The following is a 23524-nucleotide window of genomic DNA, read 5'->3' as shown; positions in this document are numbered from 1 at the left end:
AATTTTCATAATTGATTCAATTTATTTTAACTATCAAGGGTGATAACCCACATCTTCTAAGGTCGGATTTTCCGCCCTAAATCTTGCCAATTCATCGCAAATCTCATTTTCGCGATGCCCGGCATGCCCTTTTATCCATAGCCATTGAATTTGGTGGCGTTGAATTTCTTGCTCCAACTGTATCCATAAATCCTTATTTTTCACAGGCTTACCTGTACTGGCTTTCCAATTATTCTTTTTCCAATTAAAAATCCATTCGGTAATCCCCTTTCTCATATATTGGCTATCACTTGTAATAGTCACCTTACAAGGTTCTTTCAAACTGGCTAAAGCTTCAATCACTGCCCGCAATTCCATACGGTTATTGGTGGTATTAAAATAACCTTTAGAAAGCGTTTTTTCATGCTGTTTATAACGCAATAAAACACCTATTCCACCAGCTCCCGGATTACCTAAACAAGAACCATCAGTAAAAATTTCAATTTGTTTTTGCATAAATCTGTTAAAATAAAAAAATAATTAAAAATAACGGGCAGACACATCGGTCCTCCCCTACATTCTAGCAAAGATCACAAAAATATGAACGTAAATATTGATACCAATCGCCAAATTGTACTGGATACGGAAACCACAGGGATGAATCAATTTGGTGCACATTATGAAGGACATTGCATTATTGAAATCGGTGCCGTAGAAATGATTAATCGCCGCTATACTGGGCGGAAATTACATTTATATATTAAACCTGATCGTCCTGTCGATCCCGAGGCCATCAAAGTACACGGTATTACCGATGAAATGTTAGCGGATAAGCCAGACTTCACCGCTGTGGCGCAAGAATTTATTGATTTTATTCGTGGTGCTGAATTGCTGATTCATAACGCTCCCTTTGATGTCGGCTTTATGGATTATGAATTTCGTAAACATCATTTTAATGTAAAAACAGATGAAATTTGTCTTGTGACGGATACCTTGCAACTCGCTCGTCAGCAATACCCGGGGAAACGCAATAGCTTAGATGTTCTATGTGATCGTTTAAATATTGACAACAGTAAACGTACATTACATGGTGCATTACTGGATGCAGAAATTCTTGGTGATGTTTACCTTGCGATGACAGGTGGGCAAAAAAACTTGTTTGATGATGTTGAAAATGAAAAAGGGATAAACAGCACTATACAACAAACACAAAGTGCGGTGAATTTTACGCAAAATTTACCCGTTTTAACCCTAACAGAAGATGAAATTCAAGCGCATCAAGATTATATTAAGCTGATTAATAAAAAAAGTAAGGATAATTGCCTTTGGGTCAAACGATTAAACCCCGCTCTTGAAAATAGACAAACCGTGCATTAATTAAGCAAGCAATTCAAAGATGGCAAAAAAGGGTTGACGGAAAATTCATTCGCTATTATTATGCGTCTCACCAGTGCGGAGTGGTAGTTCAGCTGGTTAGAATACCTGCCTGTCACGCAGGGGGTCGCGGGTTCGAGTCCCGTCCATTCCGCCAATTTATTTTCATTTTGACTCCTATGATGCGGAGTGGTAGTTCAGCTGGTTAGAATACCTGCCTGTCACGCAGGGGGTCGCGGGTTCGAGTCCCGTCCATTCCGCCAATTTATTCAGCACCTAAGTTTTTTTGGGTGCTTTTTTATTGCTTATTTTTCATCTGTAACAAAATCCGCTATAATATCCGATATTATATTGCTGAATATTGCTGAGCTATAACTTAAATTTTAAGGTTTTTATGACAACACCAATGACTCCAATGCCCGAAATACCCACCCCCGTCATCGCTCTAGTGGGTCGCCCAAACGTAGGAAAATCCACCCTATTTAACCGCTTAACTCGCACTCGTGATGCCTTGGTAGCAGATTTTCCAGGTTTAACCAGAGATCGCAAATACGGGCAAGCCAATGTGGCAGGCTTTGATTTTATCGTGATTGACACGGGCGGGATTGACGGCACGGAAGAAGGCGTGGAAGAAAAAATGGCAGAGCAATCACTGCTTGCCATTGAAGAAGCGGACATCGTGCTGTTTTTAGTGGATGCACGAGCGGGCTTAACTCCAGCCGATATTGGCATCGCCCAATATTTACGCCAACGCCAGAATAAAACCACCGTGGTGGTCGCTAATAAAACGGACGGTATTGATGCGGATTCCCATTGTGCGGAATTTTATCAGCTGGGTCTGGGCGAAATTGCTCAAATTGCTGCTTCCCAAGGACGTGGCGTAACACAATTAATTGAAGAGGTACTCGCCCCTTTTGCGGCTCAATTTAATGCGACAGAAACTGCGGTGCAAAATAACCAAGATTCTGAGCAAGATGAATGGGATAATGACTTTGATTTTTCCGATGAAAATGATACGGCTCTGCTAGATGAAGCCCTGGAAGAAGAAAGCGATCAGCCCGAAAATAAAAACATCAAAATCGCCATTGTAGGTCGCCCAAATGTAGGCAAATCTACCCTCACTAACCGCATTTTAGGCGAAGATCGGGTAGTGGTTTATGATTTGCCCGGCACAACCCGAGATAGCATTTACATTCCTATGGAACGTGATGGTCAACATTACACCATTATCGACACCGCCGGCGTTCGCAAGCGTGGCAAGGTTCATTTAACCGTGGAAAAATTCTCGGTTATCAAAACCTTACAAGCTATTCAAGATGCCAATGTAGTGTTGCTCACCATTGATGCCCGAGAAGGCATTTCCGATCAGGATTTATCCTTACTTGGCTTTATTTTAAATACAGGGCGATCGCTGGTGATCGTGGTGAACAAATGGGACGGCTTGGATCAAGCGGTAAAAGATCGAGTAAAATTCGAACTCGATCGCCGTTTAGATTTTATTGATTTTGCCCGTGTGCATTTTATTTCGGCGTTACACGGCAGTGGCGTAGGTAATTTATTTGAATCGGTACAAGAAGCTTACGCTTGTGCCACGCAAAAAATGACCACATCCCTACTCACTCGCATTTTGCAAATGGCAACGGATGAACACCAACCGCCATTGGCACAAGGTCGCCGCATCAAGCTCAAATACGCCCATCCCGGTGGCTACAATCCGCCGATTATCGTGGTACATGGCAACCAAATGGATAAACTCCCCGACAGCTACAAACGCTACCTGTCCAACTACTACCGCCGCAGCCTAAAAATTATCGGCAGCCCAATTCGGATTCAATTCCAAGAAGGCAATAATCCGTTTGCAGGCAAACGTAATACGCTAACGCCAACTCAGTTACGCAAACGGAAACGATTGATGAAGTTTATTAAGAAGTCGAAAAGGTAGCAAAAGTGCGGTGTAAAAAATTTTCATTTTTTACACCGCGGTTTTTATGCCTTTGCCGCAATCCCATACATCAACAAACTCAATATATCTTTTAAAAATTGCTGATCTTTGCCTTGATAGCATTGGAGCAAAGCGGGATCAGTTTTAAGCTCATCAATTTTGCGAATAAAAATCTCAATTAACAATACGGGAAAATCATCACGAATGATACTTTTTTGTTGCAGTGTGGTAAAAAAATAGTGCATAAATTGGTATTTTTCTTGTTCCATTTCCGCAAAAAAAGCCTGTAATTCTTCATCTTTGTGATGTTGCAAATCATATACCATCTCTTGAGAATATAACGTTTGCATGGCATGTTTTTGTAGTTGAAAAATACGCTGAATCAGCAGATCAAGACTTTTGGCATTTTCTAACAAATCATTAAAAGCCTGCCACATTTCTTCTTTTTGTTCAGTAAATAATTGTTTAAGCAATTCTTTTTTGTTAGTAAAGTGTTTATAAAAGGTGACGCGACTAATATTGGCTTGTTGACAAATCTCACCAATAGAGACTTTTTCCCAACCATATTGAAAAAAGAGTGTTTGTGCTGCTTTCTTAATTAATTCTTTTTTATCCAAATTTCCCACCAATCATTAAAAAAAATACGAATACGATAAATTATCATTTACAAAATAATAAAATTATATTAACTTTACAAAACCAGTCATATTATTTCCATTTTGTAAACCTAAGTTCAACTTTTTTGGAGAAACCATTATGCCTATAACACTAAAAAAACAACCTGTTATACTCATCGGTGTTTGTTCACTCACGTTTCATCATACCGCAACGGCTGCCGAAAGCCCAGTAAACAATGTGACTTATCTTGAAGAAATTGTGGTCACGGGGGAGAAATTTGAGCGTTCTACCCAAGAAACGGGGTCGAGTCTTGCGGTGACCACGGATAAAGATCTGAAACAGCAAGCTACCAAAATTTCCAGCACGCATGTGTTGCAAAATACACCTAACGTGTTAGATACGGGCTTAGGCAATGATTTGCCTGTGATTCGGGGAACTGATGGTTCAGGGCCTGCTAGTGGTGCAGTGGCATTTTTCGCAGGATCTCGTCCACGAATGAATTTGTCCATTGATGGACGTTCGGCAAACTACAATGAACTGGCGTTTGGCACCAAATCCTTGTGGGATATGAAACAAGTGGAAGTGTATCGGGGCGCACAAAGTTATGCTCAAGGGCGAAATGCCATTGCAGGGGCGGTGGTGATGACGTCTAATGACCCAACCCACGAATTTGAAGGGGCTGCCAAAGCGAGTTTTGCCAATCAAAATTATCGCCAATATGCCATTATGTTGTCAGGGCCGTTGGTGAAAGATGAATTGGCGTTCCGTTTGGCAGCAGAACGGCAAAATCGCACCAGTTTCCAAGATTTGCCGTCTTATCCTGAAGTAGGCGATCCAAGAAAATATGAAACCAACACGGTGCGGGCCAAATTATTATGGACACCGTCCGCTTTCCCTGATTTCTATGCCCGTTTAACCTACAATTATATTGGTAGCCGTTCACCACAAAATGAAATGAACATTTTGCCCGCTGGCACACCTCAGGCATCATCCACCCTGCGTCCTGTGTTTGTCACCAAATCCAATAGTGGCGTGTTGGATACGGGGTTACAACTTAATGATGTATGGAAATGGGAAAACAAACTGGTTTACTCCAAATACAAAATTGATCGTTTAGCCGCATCCCCACTCGCCCCAAATGGCTATAACGGCAACCCAGCCAATGTGGACGGCGATGAATTTCAAATTGAACCTGTGTTGAAATTTAAAACCACGGACGGCAAATATGCGGGCTTACTCGGTTTGTATTATTTCCAATCGAAACAAGATGAATGGGTCGGCATGAATAACGCCATGGGTGGCAAAAACACCTTTGACGATAAAATCACCACCAAAGCGGTGTTTGGAGAATTGACCTATGAACCTGTGGACTGGTTGGAAATTTTACTTTCTGCCCGTTATGAAGAAGAACGTCATCAACGCCACGGTGGCACGGCAGCATTAGCCATTCATCGGGATAAAACCGAAAAAACTTTCTTGCCAAAAGTGGACATTGCCTACAAATTTTCGCCACAACAACGTGTAGGGGTAAAAGTCGGTCGGGGTTATAACCCAGGTGGAGCAGGGATTACCTTTAGCTGTATTTACCCACCAACATATGCAGGTTACGGGCCTTGTATCACCTATGAATACGACCCTGAATATGTATGGAATTATGAGCTTTATCACCGCTGGTTAAGTGAAGACAAAACCTTGGAATTAAACACCAATGTGTTCTATAACCGTTACAAAGATATTCAATTGCCTTATGGCAGCTCCTTAATTGGCAATGCGGAAAAAGCCATTACCTACGGGGCAGAGTTTAACGTCAATTGGCAAGCCACGGAAAATTGGTATCTCCATGCCGCCCTTGGTTTGTTAAAAACCAAAATTAAACGCTATGACCTTTCTCCAAGTTATGCAGGCAATAAATTAAGACGTTCACCAAATTATACGCTCAATCTCGGCACCACATATAAATGGCAACAAGGTTGGGAAATTGGCGTGGATGCCCAATTTACCGATGGTTATTACTCCAACAATGCCAACGATGATTTCGGCAAAATTTCGTCTTATTCGCAAACCAACGCCCATCTTGCCTATAACTTTAAACAAGGTCGGGTGATGTTGTTTGTCAACAATGTGTTTAATGATCGCAAAATCACCCATGTGCCATTTTATAACCGTTTAGAAGCCGTCAGTCAGCAACCAAGACTTTATGGGATTTCTACCGAGTTTCGTTTTTAATGGCTAGGGCGAAATAAAAGGCGAAATAAAAGGCGAAAGAAAGGAAAGATCATGAGCATAAAACATCAGGAAATTTGCCAGCCCGTGGCGAAACAATTACGGTTATCTATGATATTAGCCGTAATCGCCCAAGGCATGAAAGTCGCCATTTGGTTGTTGATGATTGGCATTATTCATCAAGTATCAACAGGGCAATTTCCTTATGTTTATTTAGTGGCGTTATTGATTTTCACCGTGGTTTATTACAGCCTGAAAATCAAATCTCATGATCAATCCCATTATGCCGCCTTTCGCTTGGAGCAAATTTTACGCCAGCGTTTATCGCAAAAAATTGGCAAGCTGCCCTTGGGCGATGTGCAAACTATTGGCTCGGGGGCGTTATCCAAAGTGTTGATTGACGATGTGCATGCTTTGCATACTTTTGTCGCCGATGCCCCGCCCCTAAAAGCGGAAGCCTACAGTACGCCGATTTTTGTGTTGCTGGCGTTGGCTTGGTTAAATTTGCCTTTTGCGGCTGCCGTGTTGGCGTTTAGTTTGCTGATTTTATGGGTGTTAAAACGCATGGTGGCACGGGGTCAGCTGTTTCGCCGTGAATATGGCTTGGCGTTAGGCAAAATTAACAGTGCCATTATTGAATATGTGCAAGGCATGGCAACGGTGCGAACCTTTGACGCAGGCGAGAGTTCTTACGGGCGTTTTCAGCAAGCCTTAAGCCATTTCAGCCAAATTATGCGAGATTGGTTGGTGAAAGTGGATCTCTCCACAAGACTTGCTCGCACCTTATTTACCCCCATGCCGATGATGATTTTTTTGCTTGGTTTGGGGGCAATATTATCTGCCTATGAGCTGATTTCGCCGTTTACCCTATTTGCTTTTTTGGTGTTAGCCATGGGGCTAATTGAAACCATGCACCCTTATATGGGCTTATTTAATTTAATGGAAAAAGCCCGTGCGTCCATTGAACGCATTAATGAAATTGAAGCTATGCCAGAGTTGACCGTCAGCCAACAGCCGCAACTGCCTGAAAAATTTGATATTTGTTTTAAGCAGGTGAGTTTTGCTTATGAAAAAGCAAGCGAAAAAACAGTCGAGAAAAAAACCGCGGTTTTAAATGGCGTAGATTTTTCCGTGCCACAAAACAGTTTCACTGCCATTATTGGACAATCAGGCTCAGGCAAAAGCACGTTGTTAAGTCTATTATTGCGATTTTGGGATATTACCCAAGGGGAAATCTGTATTGGTGGCGTGAATATCAAAGACATCGCCCCGGATAAATTAATGTCGCTGTGTTCCGTGGTGTTTCAAGACAATTTTTTATTTTCAGGCACCATCGCAGAAAATATTTGTTATGGGGTAGAGAATGTGTCGGAACAGGATATGATAGCTGCTGCCAAACAAGCCTATCTGCATGATTTTATTATCACTTTGCCACAAGGCTATCAAACACCCGTGGGCGAACGGGGGCAGTTGCTTTCAGGCGGGCAAAAACAGCGGTTGACTATCGCTCGTGCCTTTTTGCAAAACCGCCCCATTTTGTTGTTAGACGAACCCACTGCCTATTCGGATATTGAAAATGAAGCCAAATTAATGGCGGCATTTAGCCAATTAATGGCAAATAAAACCGTGATTATGGTGGCACATCGATTGGCAAATATTGTGCAAGCGGATCAGATTATTTATTTGCAACAAGGGAAAATGGTGGCACAAGGCAGCCATGCAGACTTGCTCGCCCATTCCACGCCTTATCAACAATTATGGCAAGCCTATCAACAAGCCAATCATTGGGTTTTGGAGAATGCCAAATGAAATTAGACCAATATATCAACCCCGCCACCTTTCACAGCCAAAACCTGCTGCGTTCTTACGCCCATTTGCTCAATAGTGCGGGCGATCAAAAAGGAAAATTGTTGGTGCGTTTAGGTTTAGCCGCAATCTCTGCCCTGTTATTTGGCATCAGCATTGCCCTGTTGTACCCGTTTTTTATCAGCCTAGAAACAGGCTCAACGGACGCATATTGGGCGTTAGGCAAAATTATTGTGTTGTTGCTGATTGCCATTTTGTTACGCATGCAAGCGGAAACCTATGATACCAAAGGTTATTCTAATCTCGCCATTCATCAATTACGCACGGAATTGGGCGAAAAACTTCGCCGTGTGCCGTTGGTGCTGTTAAGCGGTTTGCGGTCGGGGGAAATTAATGCGGTATTAGTGCAAAGTATCAACGAAGCGGCAGGGTTCGCCTTTACCTTGATGAATATTATTGTGCATGCCCTTTGTATTCCTTTAGGGGCAGTGCTGGCTCTCCTTTTTTTAGACGGTGGCGGACGTTTTGCCTTACTCATTTGTTTATTACTGCCACTAATTGCCCCCCTTTATTTATGGCGGCGGAAAGCCTTTCGGCGGGGTTTCAGCATTTTAGCGGAAGCCAACAGTCGGCTCAAAGCCGAAGCGGTGGAATTTACCCAAGGTTTAACCGTGCTGAAATCCACCCAACAATTATCCAGCAAGCAAAATCAATTTAACCAAGTGGCAGAAGATGTGGCGAAAATTCAACAAATTGGCACGAAAAAAGGCGAAATCCCCAATTTGATTATTACCTCCAGCGTGCAATTTGCCTTGTTAGTGATTTTGCTGTTAGGCTCAATTTGGGTAATCACAGGCAGTAGCCATTGGCTAATGCTCGCCACAATCATGATTTTAATTGCCCGTGTATCGGACGTGTTAAATTTCTTTGTGCAAATGGCATCGCTGCTGGAAATGTTTATGATAAGCAGCGAAAAACTAGCGGCTTTAATGGCATTGCCTGAACTGAGCCAAAAACAGGCAGAAACCTTGCCGACCAGCTATGATATTTGCTATGAAAACGTCCATTTCACCTATCCACAGCAAAAAACTGCGGTGTTAAATCAAATAGATTTTTGTTTGCCCGAAAAAACGCTCACCGCCTTTGTAGGCAGTAGCGGCTGTGGCAAAAGCACGCTGTTAAAATTACTGCTCCGCCATGGCGACCCCGAACAAGGGCGGATTACCATTGGTGGCGTGGACATTCGCCACATGAGCCAAAGCCAGTTAATGAGCTTGATTTCCGTGGTGTTTCAAGATGTGTATTTGTTCCAAGACAGCGTTTTAAACAATATCCGCATGGCAAAACCCGATGCCGATGATAAAGCCGTAATTGAAGCGGCGAAACTGGCACAATGTCATGACTTTATTTCGCAACTGCCACAGGGCTATGCCACACAAGTGAGCGATATTGGCACGAATTTTTCAGGGGGCGAGAAACAACGCCTTGCCATTGCCCGAGCCATTTTAAAAGATGCCCCGATTTTGCTGTTAGACGAACCCACCGCAGCATTGGACACCTACAACGAACTCGCCGTGCAACAGGCGTTAAATGCCTTGGTGAAAGATAAAACCATTTTGATTATCGCCCACCGTTTATCCACCATTGTGGCGGCAAATCAGATTTATGTGCTGGATAAAGGCTATATCGCCGAACAGGGCACACACCCACAATTACTCGCCAAACAAGGCATTTACGCCCGTTTTTGGCAAAAGCGAGAACGGCTATGACAGAAACTATGACAGAAACCATGACAGAAACAACGCCAACCCAAGCCCCACTTCGCAAACAAGACTGGGCATTATTATTCACCACTGCCACCTTTAAATTTGTGGTGGTGAGTTTTTATTTAATCAGCCTGATCACCATTTTAAAAGATCAACAAGTGGATCTGGAACTCATTAGCTGGGTGTATTTATTAGCCTCCTTTGAAACCATCAGTGCCTTACTCACGCCCATTTTAGAACGCTTTTATCTCCCCCGTTTCGGCAAATTTAAAAGCTGGCTGGCGTTATCCATTCATCTGTTATTTGCCTGTTTTGTGGCGTTATATTTTATCAATCCCGTACAAGATTTTGCCGTTTTATTGCTCATTTGCGGCGTATTAAGTCTCATGAGCGTGCTGTTTGGTTGTGCTGCCCTTGGCTTAACTTGCGTATTATTACCGAGCAAAGAACGGGGTTACGGCGGCATGTTTCACATTGTGGGAGCAAGACTAGGACGCATGCTCGGCGGCGGCTTAATGCTTTGGGTGTATCAACATTACGGCTGGCACACCACCACATTGATCATGGGCTTGCTCAGTTTCGCTTTGTGCCTGCAAATTTTGGCTTACCGTGAACCGCCAGCAAGCCTGCAAACCAATCAATATAGCCTTGGCTTTTTCTTCAAACGCCTAATCAGCTTTTGGCAAGCCCCCAACACAGGCTGGATTTGGCTGATTATTTTGTTTATTTCCTGCGTGCCATACTCTTTGCTCGCCAGCACCTTTATCCCCAAACTCAACACGCTCGGTTGGCAACCGCAACAAATCGGCTTTTTACTCGCCGTCATCTCGCCCATCGCCAGCATTATCGCCGCCCCTTTAAGCATTCCGTTGCTGAAAAAATATTCACGCAATATTTTAGTGCAAAGCATTTTATTTATCCAAATCGCGGTCATCAGCATTTTCCTTGTGGGCGAATATCTCCATTTCCCAAGCATTGCCATCGCCTGTTTTATCGTATTACTCGGCATGAGCTACAGCGTGCTTCTCCCCGTGTTACTCGCCATTCTCATGGACAAAGCCCAATTCCCCACATTGGACAGCTCCCTACAATTTTCCGTGATCACCTTCGGCGGCTACATCGGCGGCTTCGTGGCACTCCGCTTAATCAATCTGATTGATTATCAAGGCATTTATTGGGTGGCAGTGGGCTTTGCGGGTTTTGTTTGGTGGTTGGCGTATAGGAAATATATTGCTAATTAGGGGGAAGAAACATCTGTTTTTTAACCGCACTTTTTAAACTAAATTGAACGGCAATTTAAAAAGTGCGTTTTTTTCATCAATTTATTGCTCGATATTTCAACCAACTCAACACAAAAATCAACACTGCTACGCCACCAACAGCCGTACCCACAAACCCAATATTCGCTAAGCCCCAATGTTGCATTACTTGATTACCCACTAACGCCCCGGCACCAATCCCGATATTGTAAATGCCTGAGAAAATCGCAGTGGCGACATCGGTAGCATCAGGGGCGAAATTTAACACTCGCATTTGAAGGCCTAAACTCACGGCTGAAATACCAATTCCCCAAATAAAAACTTGAATAAATAATAGCGTAACGTAGTCGCTTACTATATAAAAAGCAAACAATGAGGAGATGACAATGATCAATGCTGTGATAATAAATCCTATTGGGAAAAAACGATAAAGTCGGCTAAATAACAAACTGGCGACCAATCCTGCCACACCGAAAACCAACAAAATAGCCGTCGCAATATTTTCACTTAACTGGCTAATATTAATCACAAAAGGCTCAATATAACTATAAGCAGTAAAATGTGCGGTGACAATCAACATCACCACAATATAGGTAGCGATTAACAATGGGCGTTTTGCCAATAAGGGTAAACTTGATAATGAACCAGCATTGCGACTCGGTAAACGTGGTAATAAATTTGCCAGAATTAACATGATCGTAAACGCTACCACACCAAGTACCGCGAACGTCGCTCGCCAGCCTAACCATTGACCAATAATTCGCCCGATCGGTAAACCTAACACCATTGCCATGGCAGATCCCATGGCGATCATGCCTAAGGCTTGGGTTTGCTTGCCTTTTGGTGCAACTCGCATTGCCATCGCCACCGAAATGGACCAGAAAATTGCATGCGCAAAGGCAATCCCCATACGTGCCAATAACAGCACCCAATAATTCCACGCCAACACCGATAACAGATGGCTTGCCACAAATAAGATAAAGACTTTAAGCAATAAACTACGACGTTCTAATTTCGCGGTTGCCAACATTAATGGCAGAGATGCCAAGGACACAATCCATGCATAAACTGTAATCATCAACCCCGTTTTTGCCACGTCCATGGTAAAACTGCTGGCAATGTCCGATAACAATGCGACTGGCACAAATTCGGTAGTATTAAACACAAAAGCAGCAAATGCCATTGCCACCACACGAAAATAACCTATGCGGTCTATTTTTTTCGCCTCTAACATTATTTTAATTTCTCTTTAATAAAATTTTTTAACTGATCCCGAAAACTGCGGTTGATTTCCACTTTATATTCTGGTGATTGACAACTGCCAAAGAATCGCACAGGTAAGGCTAAGGATTGATAACGCTGCTCATTTAGCGCAATATTCGCTTGAAAATCACAACGCCCTTGGAGCAAATCCACGACACCTTGACTTTGCAAGATAAAATATTTATGTTGTACTTTAGCTTGATCGACTTGAATAACATCCGGTTGCCATTGAAATTTAGTCTGAGCAAAATCAAAGGATGTATCGATATTTTTAGTGCTTTCATCAAAATTAATGGGCGCATACCGGCTGATTAATGCCAGTACATTTAAGCCTTTTATTTTGCCATTCATCACATCAAAATAAAATTCCCCACTGGTAGGCATTATTTCTTTAGATAACAAACGTATTTGTGCATCTGCCCTACCTGTTACTAACGCTGCAATATTAAAGGCTTTTAGCCAATCTTCTAAGGGTAACTGCTTACCATTTAGCTGCCAAATATATTGATTTTGTTGCTCGTTCAGCTTTACCGATAATGAACCATTATTGGCGACATGAGAAAGTTGTATTGAAATGGATAACGCATTTTTAGTCTCTAACGTAATTTCAATGGAATTTAATTTAACTTGATTAAACAAAGGGTGAATCAATGTAATGGCATAATTATTTGGCATAAAGGTTACAAAACCTTGCTCTGCGTGTAAGATAAATTTATTTTGATTAAATAAACGTTTATTCTGTAATAGAACCTCACCATCTAAATGAGAAAATTGAACTCCATTAAAATTGATGGCAAGGATCGTTTTCAATTCAATTTGATCATTCTGTGCCGTTTTAGCGGAAAAAGTTAACTCGGAAGTAGGCAATCTCATATTGCCGGCATTAAAAGATTTTAACCAATCCAATAGATCCTGAACAGACAACGTAGATTTCGGTGTTAACAGAAAATGAATATCTTTCATATCAGGGGATAGGGAGTTTGAATAAAAAATCTTTCCTTGCTGCATCACAAAAGATTGCAAACCAATATCACCGGTTAACAATCCCCAAAAACTTAATTCAGCTTGTAAAGACTGTGCTTGAAGTTGCTGATTCTCATCGGATACATAATCAACATTAATGAATTTAACTGAAATCCTAGGCAAAAAATCAATATCTATTTTATCAACCTGAACAGCATTTTCTGACAAAAGTGCGGTTAATTTCTGCTCCATTTTTCCTTTTTGGATATAAACAAAAACAGAAAAAACTAAAATTAACAATAAAAGCACCGCACTTATTTTTTTAAGCATGTTATTTATCCTGATTAATTCGGCTCGCTACCGCACTTTGTTGGTGTTTATATTTAGCATCTTCACGGCTAGTGTAAGGACGCGCCGCATTGCCACTCAAAATTTCAAAACTCAATGCCCCGATAATCATATTCGGACGTAATGCTAACGGCAATTTGCCCGAATTATAAAATTCCAACACAATTTTGCCTTCCCAACCGGGATCGATACGGTGAGCAGTGACATGTACCATTAAACCTAAACGCGCCAAAGAAGAACGCCCATCAAGCCAGCCAATCACATTAGCAGGCAATTTCACACTCTCTAAAGTCGTGGCTAACGCAAGCACACCGGGATGCAAATAAAAGGCTTCACCATCAGCGATAATAATTTCATCACTCATCACCAAGTCTAGCTGTGCCGCCACTTCTTCTTTTGGACCACTAACATCAATAAAAGGGGCACTGTGTTCACGAAACACTCGAAACGAATTGCCTAATCGCACATCAATAGTGGCACCATTGATTTTGCTATTATCAGGCCGTGGCGTTAAGGAAATAATGCCTTGATCTAAATATTTTTCAATATCCGTATCACACAATCTCATCTTGCTCGCCTCTATTTACCTAATAAATTCAAAATTTGAGCTTTTAACATATTAATCGCTATACGATTTTTTCCACCACGTGGAATTACGACATCTGCATATTGCTTAGATGGCTCAATAAATTGTAAAAACATTGGTCGCACCGTGGCACGATATTGTGCAATCACCGATTCCATGGAACGCCCACGTTCCACCATATCACGCTGTAAACGGCGAATAAAACAAATATCTAACGGCGTATCAATAAACACCGACATGGACAATTCGTTACGCACATTTTCATCGGTAAGCAATAAAATCCCCTCTAAAATCACGATTTTTTTCGGGGTAAAATGGGTCACTTCTTTAGTACGAGTATGTTCCACATAGCTATAAACAGGAATATCTACCGATTGACCTGATTTTAAGGCTTTTAAATGACTGACTAATAATTCTCTATCCATAGAATTTGGGTGATCATAATTGGTTTTTATACGGGTTTCAAAATCCAAATGACTTTGATCTTTATAATAACTATCTTCGGCAATAATACCAATATCTTCACATCCCAATTCTTCACAAAGTTCTTTGTGAACGGTAGAAGCAATAAGACTTTTGCCTGATGCAGATGCGCCGGCAATGGCAATAATAATACAATTTGAATTTTTAGACGAACTTTCAGACATAAATGTTCTCAATAAGGAATAATTTGACTGATTATAAAGAAAAATCGGCTTTTTTAACAGTTTTTAACCAAATTTTTAAGTATAACGCAACGAATTTTTATTTTTGTGACTTATCTCACAGAAATAAATTCATAAAACCGTTATTATGAGAAAGCATTTTAATAATTACATTTAATCAATAGGGGTATTCTATGAAATTCAATAAAATTTCTTTTGCAATTTCCACCGCAGTTTTAGGTGCAAGTTTAATGCTATCTACTCAAGCTCTCGCCAAAGGTCGTTTAGTGGTGTATTGTAGTGCCACCAATGAAATGTGTGAAGCAGTGACCCAAGAATTCGGGAAGAAATACGATGTACGTACATCCTTTATTCGTAATGGTTCTGGTAGTACATTTGCCAAAGTGGAAGCGGAGAAAAATAATCCGCAAGCGGATGTATGGTATGGTGGTACATTTGATCCACAGGCACAAGCTGCAGAATTAGGATTATTACAACCCTATGAATCAAAACATATTCATGAAATCGTAGAACGTTTTCGCGATCCTGGTAAAGTGAAAGGGAATTATGCTTCGGCTATTTATATGGGAATTTTAGGTTATGGCGTAAATACTGAGCGTTTGAAAAAATTAGGCATTACCGAGGTGCCAAAATGCTGGAAAGATTTAACCGATCCACGTTTAAAAGGCGAAATTCAAATTGCCGATCCACAAAGTTCAGGCACCGCTTACACCGCTATTGCGACCTTTGTGCAACTTTGGGGTGAACAAGGCGCATTCGATTACTTCAAACAATTACACCCAAATATTTCCCAATACACCAAATCAGGTATCACCCCATCTAACAGTGCCGCTCGTGGTGAAGCAACTATTGGTATCGGATTCTTACACGATTACGCCGTGCAAAAACAAGCTGGAGCCCCTGTGGAATTGATTGTGCCTTGTGAAGGTACTGGCTATGAATTGGGCGGTTTAAGTATTATCAAAGGTTCAAGAAATATTGACAATGCAAAATTATTTGTCGATTTTGTGCTTTCCAAAGAAGGACAAGAAACCGCTTGGCGTAAAGGTAATTCTCACCAGACTCTCACCAATACCACTGCTGAACAATCTCCAACAGCATTTGATCCAACCAAGTTAAACCTAATCAATTATGATTTTGAGAAATATGGTGATAGTGCTGAACGCAAACGCCTAATTGAAAAATGGGTACAAGATGTTAAATTAGCGAAATAATTTTTTCAAACAAATCGCTTTATCATTTAATTTGGGTAGGACATGTGTCAGCATAGTGTAATCCTACCCAATCCTTTAATATTCAATAAAAAGGAGAGCTTATGAAAACTTCTCAAATGGCAATATCACTTTCCACTATTTTACTCGGTAGCGTAGCATTTAACCAAAATGCTATCGCAAATGCGGCTAATAGTGGTCGCTTAGTTGTATATTGTAGTGCTCAAAATACGATGTGCGAACAAGAAATTCTCGCTTTTGAAAAGAAAACTGGCATTAAAACCAGTTTTATTCGTGGCGGTACAGGCAGTATTTTAGCCAAAATAGATGCCGAAAAAGCCAATCCACAAGGTGATGTTTGGTATGGTGGCACCTTAGATCCCCATTCTCAAGCGGGTGAGATGGGCTTACTGGTCCAATATCAATCACCTAATTTGCAATTTATTCCTGATGAATTAAAAGATCCGGCTAAAGTCAAAGGCAATTATACTTCAGCGATTTATTTAGGCATTTTAGGTTTTGGCGTCAATACAGAACGTCTCGCAAAATTAAATATTCCTATACCAAAATGTTGGAAAGATTTAACTGATCCACGTTTAAAAAATGAAATTCAAGCTGCTGATCCACAAAGTTCTGGTACTGCTTACACTGCTTTAGCCACTTTTGTACAATTATGGGGCGAAGATCAGGCTTTCCAATACTTAAAAGATTTACATAAAAACGTATCACAATATACCAAATCAGGTAATACCGCTACCCGTAATACAGCCCGTGGCGAAGCATCTATTGGAGTAGGATTCTTACACGAACATTCCATTGAAAAAGAAAAAGGTGCACCTGTTGAATTAATCGTACCTTGCGAAGGGACTGGCTATGAAATTGGGGGCGTGAGTATTATTAAAGGCGCCAGAAACCTTGAAAATGCGAAAAAATTTGTAGACTGGGCGTTATCCGCTGAAGCACAAGAACTTTCGTGGCAAAAGGGTGAAACTCATCAAATTTTAACCAATAGCCAAGCGAAACAATCACCTTATTCTTTAGATTTTAAATCCATTAATTTAATTAATTATGATTTTGATAAATATGGTGCGAGCGATTTACGTAAACACTTAATTACGAAGTGGGTTGATGAAGTTAAATTGGCTAAATGATAAAAATTACAAAAAATAACCGCAGTTTGAATGATAAGGCTAAGTTTATTATGTACTTAGCCTTGTTTTTTAACAACTATATCCCACTGTTTAATCTTAGCAAGACGAGTTTTTAATTTCTCAAACGTAAATCTAATATCATTAAAATTCGGTAAATTCCCATAGACTAACTTACCAAATTCATTTTGGTAAGGAAATTCTAATTGCTCCCATATTGTTTCATCTTTGAATACCAGAGATTCCACAGGATGGTGACTTAGCCATTGGTTATTATTTTTGAAACTATGAATATCATCTCGAGCCACTCTAACTAGCATTTTTTCAAATTCAGACCCATCAAAAAAACGCCGATATTCTGCCCTGCTCAGTAATTGATGAATATCATAAATATGACGTATTTTATTTCTTAGTGCGGTAATAGGGTTGGGATCATAAGAAAAACGAACTAGGCTCATTATTTTTTCACAAAGTGTTCTGCTCGGCATTAACACATTAACTGGAAAATCGCCAAGGTCATATTGCGTTATTATCTCAGATTGATGATTCTTAGCTAAAATTAAGCCAATAAGTGAAGATATTTTCTTACTTTCAAAGGGTTCAAAATAGCCCAACCAAGTAGATTCCAATACAATAAAATCTCTGGCTTGAGCATAATCACCACTAAAATAGTGTTGGTAACTATGAGCAGTTTTCCTTATTTTTCCAGTTCGATGAGTTAAATTTTCTATTGGCATTTCTGGCAATTTTTCTGAAATAATTTGCTCAATCTTTTTTAGTTTTTGTTTCGCTTGATTATCGGATTCATTTTGTTCTCGTATGATCACTAAATCAATATCTTCGGAAAATCGCTCAATCAGTCCATAGCATTTTGCCAGTGACGTACCGCCCTTAAACACAATTTTCGCAGTCATTTCACTAGAAAACAAAACCCACAAAGCATAGGTAACCCAATAATCTTTTTCTACATAGATTGGAAGTATCTTTAAACTATCCGCAGTATATCGAATCGCTTGCTGAAATAATTCAGGATTCTCATGTAATTTCATACTATATTCCATTTATTCGTATTCGGTAAAATCTTATCAACATCAATAAATTGATATGTTGTAATGGGATTCAAGGTATCAAATAGGCTATCTGCGAGCGAATATTGTTGGCAATATTCAAGCATTGCCCCGAATAATGCCCTTGTTGATGGAGGATATTGTAATACAAGGCTTACCATTGCCTCTTTTTGTTCATCCGAAAAATCATCTAATAGGCTCAACAAACGAGAAACCGCCTTACTCACGGTGCTATCAGGGATTTTCTTTATAAAACGAATACAATCCAAATATTGCAACAACGGAATATTTTGTTGCGTAATAATATTTTTCTGCTGAACAAAATGGATCTTATACTGTAATCGTTGTAATGCTGGACGTAAGCTATTTCGTCCAATTTGAATAACAGAACTCACTTGTGAGCTTAGCCCAAACTGATTGTATATGCTCAAACCTGTTAGGTAACCAATACAGCTTCCATTTTTGTATAAAAAGTCTTTTACTACTTCATTAATCGGAGCTTGCAACTGCCCAAAAATCGTTTTCTCAGGCTTATAAAAGCGACCTTTGGATAATTTCACCAGTTCACCTTTAACCACTTTTCTATTAAGCATTTTTATCATAGCCTGTGTGCTTGAGCTTTTTTCTAACTCATTGAATCCAAAAACAATACCTCTTGGAATATCTTGTAGCACTTGATTTTTTGAATCGGTGTTATTTCTTAACATAAATAATGTCCAGTTTTTTATAGAATAAACTGGACATATTTTAGCATAAAAAGAAACAGATACTACATTTCTTTTTGGAATCCTATTTTTATTGAAAACTGTGACAAAGATCACAATTCTGAAAAAAGGTTATTTACAATCTCTCTTTTTTAAATAAAATGAAAATATTCAAAATAAAACGAAATAATACAAAACAAAAAGGTAGGTAATTATGTGCATTTCGCTTAAACAACAACGTCTAAACAAACTTTACGGCAGTGAAAGAATTTTTCGAGCATTAGCTATTGATCAGCGTGGGGCGTTGAGAAGAATGCTTGGGGAAGATGTAAGCGATAATAACATCACCGCTTTCAAAGGGTTAGTTTCTCAATATTTAACCACTGAGGCATCTGCCATTTTGTTAGATCCTGAATATGGCTGGGATGCAGCAAATTTAAAAGATCCTAAGTGTGGATTAATTATGGCTTATGAAAAAACAGGTTATGACAAAACGAAAGTGGGGCGTTTTCCCGATTTGATTGATGGCGTTTCGGTAAAACAATTAAAAGAAAAGGGAGCAGATGGCGTTAAGTTATTGCTTTACATTGATATTGATGAAGGTAACGAAATTAATGACATCAAAAAGGCATTTGTGGAACGTGTGGGTTCTGAATGTGTGGCTGAAGATATGCCGTTTTTCTTAGAAATTCTTACTTATGATAGTCAGATTTCGGATTCGAAAGAATTTGCAAGATTAAAACCAAGAAAAGTGATTGAAGCCATGCAGCTATTTTCAGATCCACGCTTTAATGTGGATGTGTTAAAAGTAGAAATTCCTGTGGATATGAATTATGTGGAAGGTTTTAGTCAAGATGAAAGTGTTTATAGTCAAGAAGTAGCGAAATCCTTTTTCAAACAACAAAGTGAAGCAACGCCTTTACCCTTTATTTTTCTCAGTGCGGGAGTCAGCCCTGAATTATTTCAGCAAACCTTGATTTTTGCGAAACAGGCAGGTTCTACATTTAACGGCGTATTATGTGGACGTGCCACTTGGGCAGGAAGTGCGGATATGTTCAAACAACAGGGAAAAGAACAAGCTATTCAATGGATTAAAACGCAAGGTTTGAATAATATTAGAATATTAAATGATATATTAACGAATACAGCGACACCGATTACACAATAGGATAAATAAAAATGAAAGCACTGGTTGAAAAACATAAAGCAGGGCAAGCTGTTGGCATCTGTTCCGTTTGTTCGGCTCATCCCTTAGTGATTGAAGCGGCTTTGCGTTTTGATCTCCATACAAATAATAAGGTTCTCATTGAAGCCACATCCAATCAAGTAAACCAATTTGGCGGTTACACAGGAATGAGACCGATTGATTTTAAAAATTTTGTGCATAAAATCGCTGAAAAAATTGATTTTCCGTTGGAACGTCTGATTTTAGGCGGTGATCATCTTGGTCCAAATTGTTGGCAACATGAATCTGCACAAAGTGCGGTGGAAAAATCTAAAGATTTAGTGATTGACTATGTCAAGGCAGGTTTTCAGAAAATTCATTTGGATACGTCTATGTCCTGTGCCGATGATCCTACGCCACTTCCGCCACAGATCGTTGCAGAACGAGCGGCTATTTTGGCTCAAGCCATTGAAAACTCACTTTCGGAACAAGAACGCAATAATATTACCTACATTATCGGAACGGAAGTGCCTGTCCCTGGCGGTGAAGCCCATGCGATTCAATCTGTTGATGTGACTACGGTGTCAAGTGTACAAGAAACCATAGATACGCATAAAAAAGCCTTTGAAGATTTAGGGTTACATCAGGCTTTTTGTCGTGTTATTGGACTCGTGGTTCAACCTGGGGTGGAATTTGATCACGCCAATGTTATTCTCTATCAACCTGATTTAGCAAGAGAATTATCTTCTTTTATTGAAAAAACACCTTATATTTTTGAAGCACATTCCACCGATTATCAAACTCGTCCATCTTATCGTCATTTAGTTGAAGATCACTTTGCGATTCTGAAAGTAGGACCTGCTTTAACCTTTGCTTTAAGAGAAGCGTTGTTTGCGTTGGCGAATATTGAAAAAGAATTGGTATCACCAGAACAGCAAAGTCATTTGATCTCCGTGATCGATCAGGTGATGCAAGATGAACCAACCTATTGGAAAAAATACTATTCACCTACTCACTCAAAGGCAATGGTTGATCTACATTTTAGTCTATCCGACAGAATCCGCTATTATTGGCCACATGAGCGTATTCATCACGCAGTGGAAAAATTAATCCATAATTTAGAGCCAATAGAAATTCCATTAGGATTGCTTAGCCAATATTTGCCAGAACAATACCACCGAGTTGTCACGGGTGATCTGGATTGCACACCAATTCATTTAATCATCGATAAAATTCAGCTTGTCCTAGCGGATTATGCCTTTGGTTGTCACGGTAAATCATAAAAATAAAAGGATGTAACCTATGAATACTGACGTATTAATCAAAACCGATATTTCCTTTCATGATTTTCGCGAAGCATTAAATCACATTGCAGATGAACTTATTGCTCGCCATATTGTGAAAGCGAGTTATCGCCAATCTGTTTTTGAACGTGAAGACGAATTTCCAACGGGTATTGAATTAGAACATTATGCGGTGGCGATTCCCCATTGTGAAGCGGAACATGCGTTAAAACCTGCGATTTATTTTATTCGTCCTAATAAAACCGTAGCATTTAACCGAGCAGATGATGATGGCACAGTAGACGTTCATTTTATTATTGCTTTAGTGGTCACTGATCCTAAAGAACAATTAAATGTGCTTAAAACGCTATTTGGGAAATTACAAGATAATCAATTTGTTGAGCAATTAATATCCACGCCAAGTCGCCTATTACCCACTTTAATAAAGCAACACTTAACGTTTAATTAATCCCTAGGAGGTGAGCTATGAAAAAGAAAATTATTGTTGCCTGCGGTGGTGCGGTCGCCACCTCTACCTTGGCAGCAGAAGAAATCAAAGAGCTTTGTGCGGAACATAATATTCCACTGGAACTTGTGCAATGCCGAGTGAGCGAAATTAGCAGTTATGTGGATGACACGGATCTAATTTGTACTACTGCCAAAATTTCGCAAAGTTTTGGTGACATTCCCATTGTTCATGGCATGCCTTTCGTTTCAGGCGTTGGCATTGATGAATTAAAAGACAAAATCCTAACTATTCTAAGAGGGTAAAATTATGTTTAACGAAGTTATGCAATACATTTTGGACTTAGGTCCAGCGGTAATGTTACCAATTGTGATTATTATCTTTTCCTTATTTTTAGGCATGAAATTTGGTGAGGCGTTTAAAGCAGGGTTACAAATTGGTATCGGATTTGTGGGAATTGGCTTGGTCATTGGGTTAATGCTAGATTCCATTGGTCCAGCCGCCAAAGCCATGGCTCATACTTTTGATATTCAATTAAATGTGATCGATTTAGGCTGGCCGGGGGCTTCCCCAATAACTTGGGCCTCACAAATTGCCTTAGTGGCGATTCCCATCGCTATTGCGGTGAATATTTTGATGTTGGTATTAAAAATGACCCGTGTGGTGAATGTGGATATTTGGAATATTTGGCACATGACCTTTACTGGGGCGTTAGTGCATATTGCAACAGGTTCATATTGGTTGGGGATTTTAGGTGTAGTGATTCATGCAGCTTTTGCCTATAAATTAGGGGATTGGTTTACCAAAGATACCAAACATTTCTTTGAATTAGACGGTATTGCGATTCCACACGGCACTTCGGCTTATCTTGGTCCAATTGCGGTGTTGGTGGATACCATTATTGATAAAATCCCTGGTTTAAATAAAATTCATTTCTCCGCCGATGATCTGCAAAAACGCTTTGGTCCTTTAGGCGAACCTGTCACCGTGGGCTTTATTATGGGGATCGTGATTGGATTATTGGCGGGCTACAATCTTAAAGACACCTTACAACTTGCCATTAAAACCGCTGCGGTCATGTTATTAATGCCAAGAGTCATTAAACCCATTATGGACGGTTTAACCCCAATCGCCAAACAAGCTCGCAAAAAATTACAAGCCAAATTTGGTGGTAAAGATTTCTTAATTGGTTTAGATCCAGCTTTATTGTTGGGACATAGTTCCGTGGTATCTGCTAGTTTGATTTTTATTCCATTAACCATTCTGATTGCCGTGTTACTTCCTAGTAACCAAGTCTTGCCATTCGGCGATTTAGCCACCATTGGTTTTTTTGTAGCAATGGCAGTGGCAGTACATCAAGGTAATTTATTTAGAACCTTGATCTCAGGCACAATCATTATGTCAATCACTTTATGGATCGCAACGCAAACTATTTGGCTAAATACCCAATTGGCGGCGAATGCAGGTACATTAAAAGTTGGTGAACAAGTGGCTTCTATGGATCAGGGTGGATCACCAATTACTTATTTATTGGTTCAAGCATTAACCCTTGAAAACATTGTTGGCTTTACTGTAATTGGTATCATTTATTTTGCTGCAGTTGTACTGACTTGGCGTAGAGCAAAAGCCTATGAAAAAGCACAACAAATTGAAAATACAGAAAAAAGTGCAGTGTCCAAATAAGGTGT

The 23524-nt window shown here is 40.1% G+C and carries 21 protein-coding genes and 2 tRNA genes; 15 read left to right on the top strand and 8 right to left on the bottom strand.

Annotated elements, in window-relative coordinates; translation table 11 throughout:
• Positions 1–33 precede the first annotated feature (33 nt).
• Positions 34–495, bottom strand: coding sequence for a ribonuclease HI (gene rnhA, locus E0709_RS05135; protein WP_132300893.1), 462 nt, complete (start codon positions 493–495; stop codon positions 34–36).
• A gap of 84 nt (positions 496–579) precedes the next feature.
• On the opposite strand from rnhA, the gene dnaQ reads away from it, so the two are divergent.
• From dnaQ to der, 4 genes are all read left to right on the top strand, one after another.
• Entirely contained in the window at positions 580–1356 is a 777-nt protein-coding gene (dnaQ, locus tag E0709_RS05130) for a DNA polymerase III subunit epsilon (RefSeq protein ID WP_132300895.1), read from the top strand.
• 77 nt (positions 1357–1433) lie between these two features.
• Positions 1434–1510, top strand: a tRNA-Asp gene (locus tag E0709_RS05125).
• Positions 1511–1539: 29 nt separating this feature from the next.
• Positions 1540–1616 (top strand) — tRNA-Asp (locus tag E0709_RS05120).
• Positions 1617–1777: 161 nt separating this feature from the next.
• Positions 1778–3295 (top strand): ribosome biogenesis GTPase Der, encoded by a 1518-nt coding sequence (gene der, locus E0709_RS05115; protein WP_132301102.1) that lies wholly within the window; start codon positions 1778–1780, stop codon positions 3293–3295.
• A gap of 44 nt (positions 3296–3339) precedes the next feature.
• Here the strand turns inward: der and E0709_RS05110 are convergent, their stop codons facing one another.
• Positions 3340–3912 carry a TetR/AcrR family transcriptional regulator gene (locus E0709_RS05110; protein WP_228777392.1) on the bottom strand — a complete coding sequence of 191 codons (573 nt, stop codon included), beginning with the start codon at positions 3910–3912 and terminating at the stop codon, positions 3340–3342.
• A gap of 139 nt (positions 3913–4051) precedes the next feature.
• Here E0709_RS05110 and E0709_RS05105 point away from each other — a divergent pair, with 139 nt between their 5' ends.
• Genes E0709_RS05105 through E0709_RS05090 form a run of 4 tightly spaced genes read left to right on the top strand, consistent with a single transcriptional unit; the run spans position 4052 to position 10949 of the window.
• Positions 4052–6139, top strand: coding sequence for a TonB-dependent receptor (locus tag E0709_RS05105; protein ID WP_132300899.1), 2088 nt, complete (start codon positions 4052–4054; stop codon positions 6137–6139).
• 51 nt (positions 6140–6190) lie between these two features.
• A complete protein-coding gene (locus E0709_RS05100) occupies positions 6191–7945 on the top strand; it encodes an ABC transporter ATP-binding protein (RefSeq protein WP_132300901.1) in 1755 nt (584 codons plus the stop codon).
• Positions 7942–9711 carry an ABC transporter ATP-binding protein gene (locus E0709_RS05095; RefSeq protein WP_132300903.1) on the top strand — a complete coding sequence of 590 codons (1770 nt, stop codon included), beginning with the start codon at positions 7942–7944 and terminating at the stop codon, positions 9709–9711. Before E0709_RS05100 ends, E0709_RS05095 begins: the two co-directional genes overlap by 4 nt.
• Positions 9708–10949, top strand: a complete 1242-nt coding sequence (locus tag E0709_RS05090; protein WP_132300905.1) for an MFS transporter — start codon at positions 9708–9710, stop codon at positions 10947–10949. The genes E0709_RS05095 and E0709_RS05090 overlap by 4 nt, the downstream gene beginning before the upstream one ends.
• A 76-nt stretch (positions 10950–11025) precedes the next feature.
• On the opposite strand, the gene E0709_RS05085 is transcribed toward E0709_RS05090, so the two are convergent.
• The 4 genes from E0709_RS05085 to udk are packed head-to-tail and all read right to left on the bottom strand — an operon-like array spanning position 11026 to position 14774.
• A complete protein-coding gene (locus tag E0709_RS05085) occupies positions 11026–12201 on the bottom strand; it encodes a sugar transporter (RefSeq protein ID WP_132300907.1) in 1176 nt (391 codons plus the stop codon).
• The gene (locus E0709_RS05080) at positions 12201–13523 is read right to left on the bottom strand and encodes a hypothetical protein (RefSeq protein ID WP_132300909.1); all 1323 of its coding nucleotides are present in this window, start codon (positions 13521–13523) and stop codon (positions 12201–12203) included. Before E0709_RS05080 ends, E0709_RS05085 begins: the two co-directional genes overlap by 1 nt.
• A gap of 1 nt (position 13524) precedes the next feature.
• Complete coding sequence (gene dcd, locus E0709_RS05075; protein ID WP_132300911.1) at positions 13525–14109, bottom strand: dCTP deaminase; 585 nt, start codon at positions 14107–14109, stop codon at positions 13525–13527.
• A gap of 11 nt (positions 14110–14120) precedes the next feature.
• On the bottom strand, positions 14121–14774 hold the full coding sequence (gene udk, locus E0709_RS05070; RefSeq protein ID WP_132300913.1) for a uridine kinase: 654 nt from the start codon (positions 14772–14774) through the stop codon (positions 14121–14123).
• Between the two features lie 191 nt (positions 14775–14965).
• Here udk and E0709_RS05065 point away from each other — a divergent pair, with 191 nt between their 5' ends.
• Positions 14966–16006, top strand: coding sequence for an ABC transporter substrate-binding protein (locus E0709_RS05065; RefSeq protein WP_132300915.1), 1041 nt, complete (start codon positions 14966–14968; stop codon positions 16004–16006).
• A gap of 101 nt (positions 16007–16107) precedes the next feature.
• A complete protein-coding gene (locus E0709_RS05060; protein ID WP_132300917.1) occupies positions 16108–17154 on the top strand; it encodes an ABC transporter substrate-binding protein in 1047 nt (348 codons plus the stop codon).
• Positions 17155–17210: 56 nt separating this feature from the next.
• Here the strand turns inward: E0709_RS05060 and E0709_RS05055 are convergent, their stop codons facing one another.
• Positions 17211–18200, bottom strand: coding sequence for a nucleotidyl transferase AbiEii/AbiGii toxin family protein (locus E0709_RS05055; protein WP_132300919.1), 990 nt, complete (start codon positions 18198–18200; stop codon positions 17211–17213).
• A complete protein-coding gene (locus E0709_RS05050) occupies positions 18197–18925 on the bottom strand; it encodes a DUF6088 family protein (RefSeq protein ID WP_132300921.1) in 729 nt (242 codons plus the stop codon). Before E0709_RS05050 ends, E0709_RS05055 begins: the two co-directional genes overlap by 4 nt.
• Positions 18926–19136: 211 nt before the next feature.
• On the opposite strand from E0709_RS05050, the gene E0709_RS05045 reads away from it, so the two are divergent.
• The 5 genes from E0709_RS05045 to E0709_RS05025 are packed head-to-tail and all read left to right on the top strand — an operon-like array spanning position 19137 to position 23519.
• Positions 19137–20090: a tagatose 1,6-diphosphate aldolase gene (locus E0709_RS05045; RefSeq protein ID WP_132300923.1), complete on the top strand. Its 954-nt coding sequence runs from the start codon at positions 19137–19139 to the stop codon at positions 20088–20090.
• Positions 20091–20101: 11 nt separating this feature from the next.
• The gene (gene gatZ / locus E0709_RS05040) at positions 20102–21370 is read left to right on the top strand and encodes a tagatose-bisphosphate aldolase subunit GatZ (RefSeq protein ID WP_132300925.1); all 1269 of its coding nucleotides are present in this window, start codon (positions 20102–20104) and stop codon (positions 21368–21370) included.
• 19 nt (positions 21371–21389) lie between these two features.
• Positions 21390–21839: a PTS galactitol transporter subunit IIA gene (gene gatA / locus E0709_RS05035; RefSeq protein ID WP_132300927.1), complete on the top strand. Its 450-nt coding sequence runs from the start codon at positions 21390–21392 to the stop codon at positions 21837–21839.
• 17 nt (positions 21840–21856) lie between these two features.
• A complete protein-coding gene (gene gatB, locus E0709_RS05030; RefSeq protein ID WP_132300929.1) occupies positions 21857–22141 on the top strand; it encodes a PTS galactitol transporter subunit IIB in 285 nt (94 codons plus the stop codon).
• Between the two features lie 4 nt (positions 22142–22145).
• Positions 22146–23519, top strand: coding sequence for a PTS galactitol transporter subunit IIC (locus E0709_RS05025; RefSeq protein WP_132300931.1), 1374 nt, complete (start codon positions 22146–22148; stop codon positions 23517–23519).
• Positions 23520–23524 lie beyond the last annotated feature (5 nt).

This window comes from Lonepinella koalarum (assembly GCF_004565475.1).
Taxonomy (GTDB): Bacteria; Pseudomonadota; Gammaproteobacteria; order Enterobacterales; family Pasteurellaceae; genus Lonepinella; species Lonepinella koalarum.
This window is presented reverse-complemented; position numbering and strand designations above follow the sequence as displayed.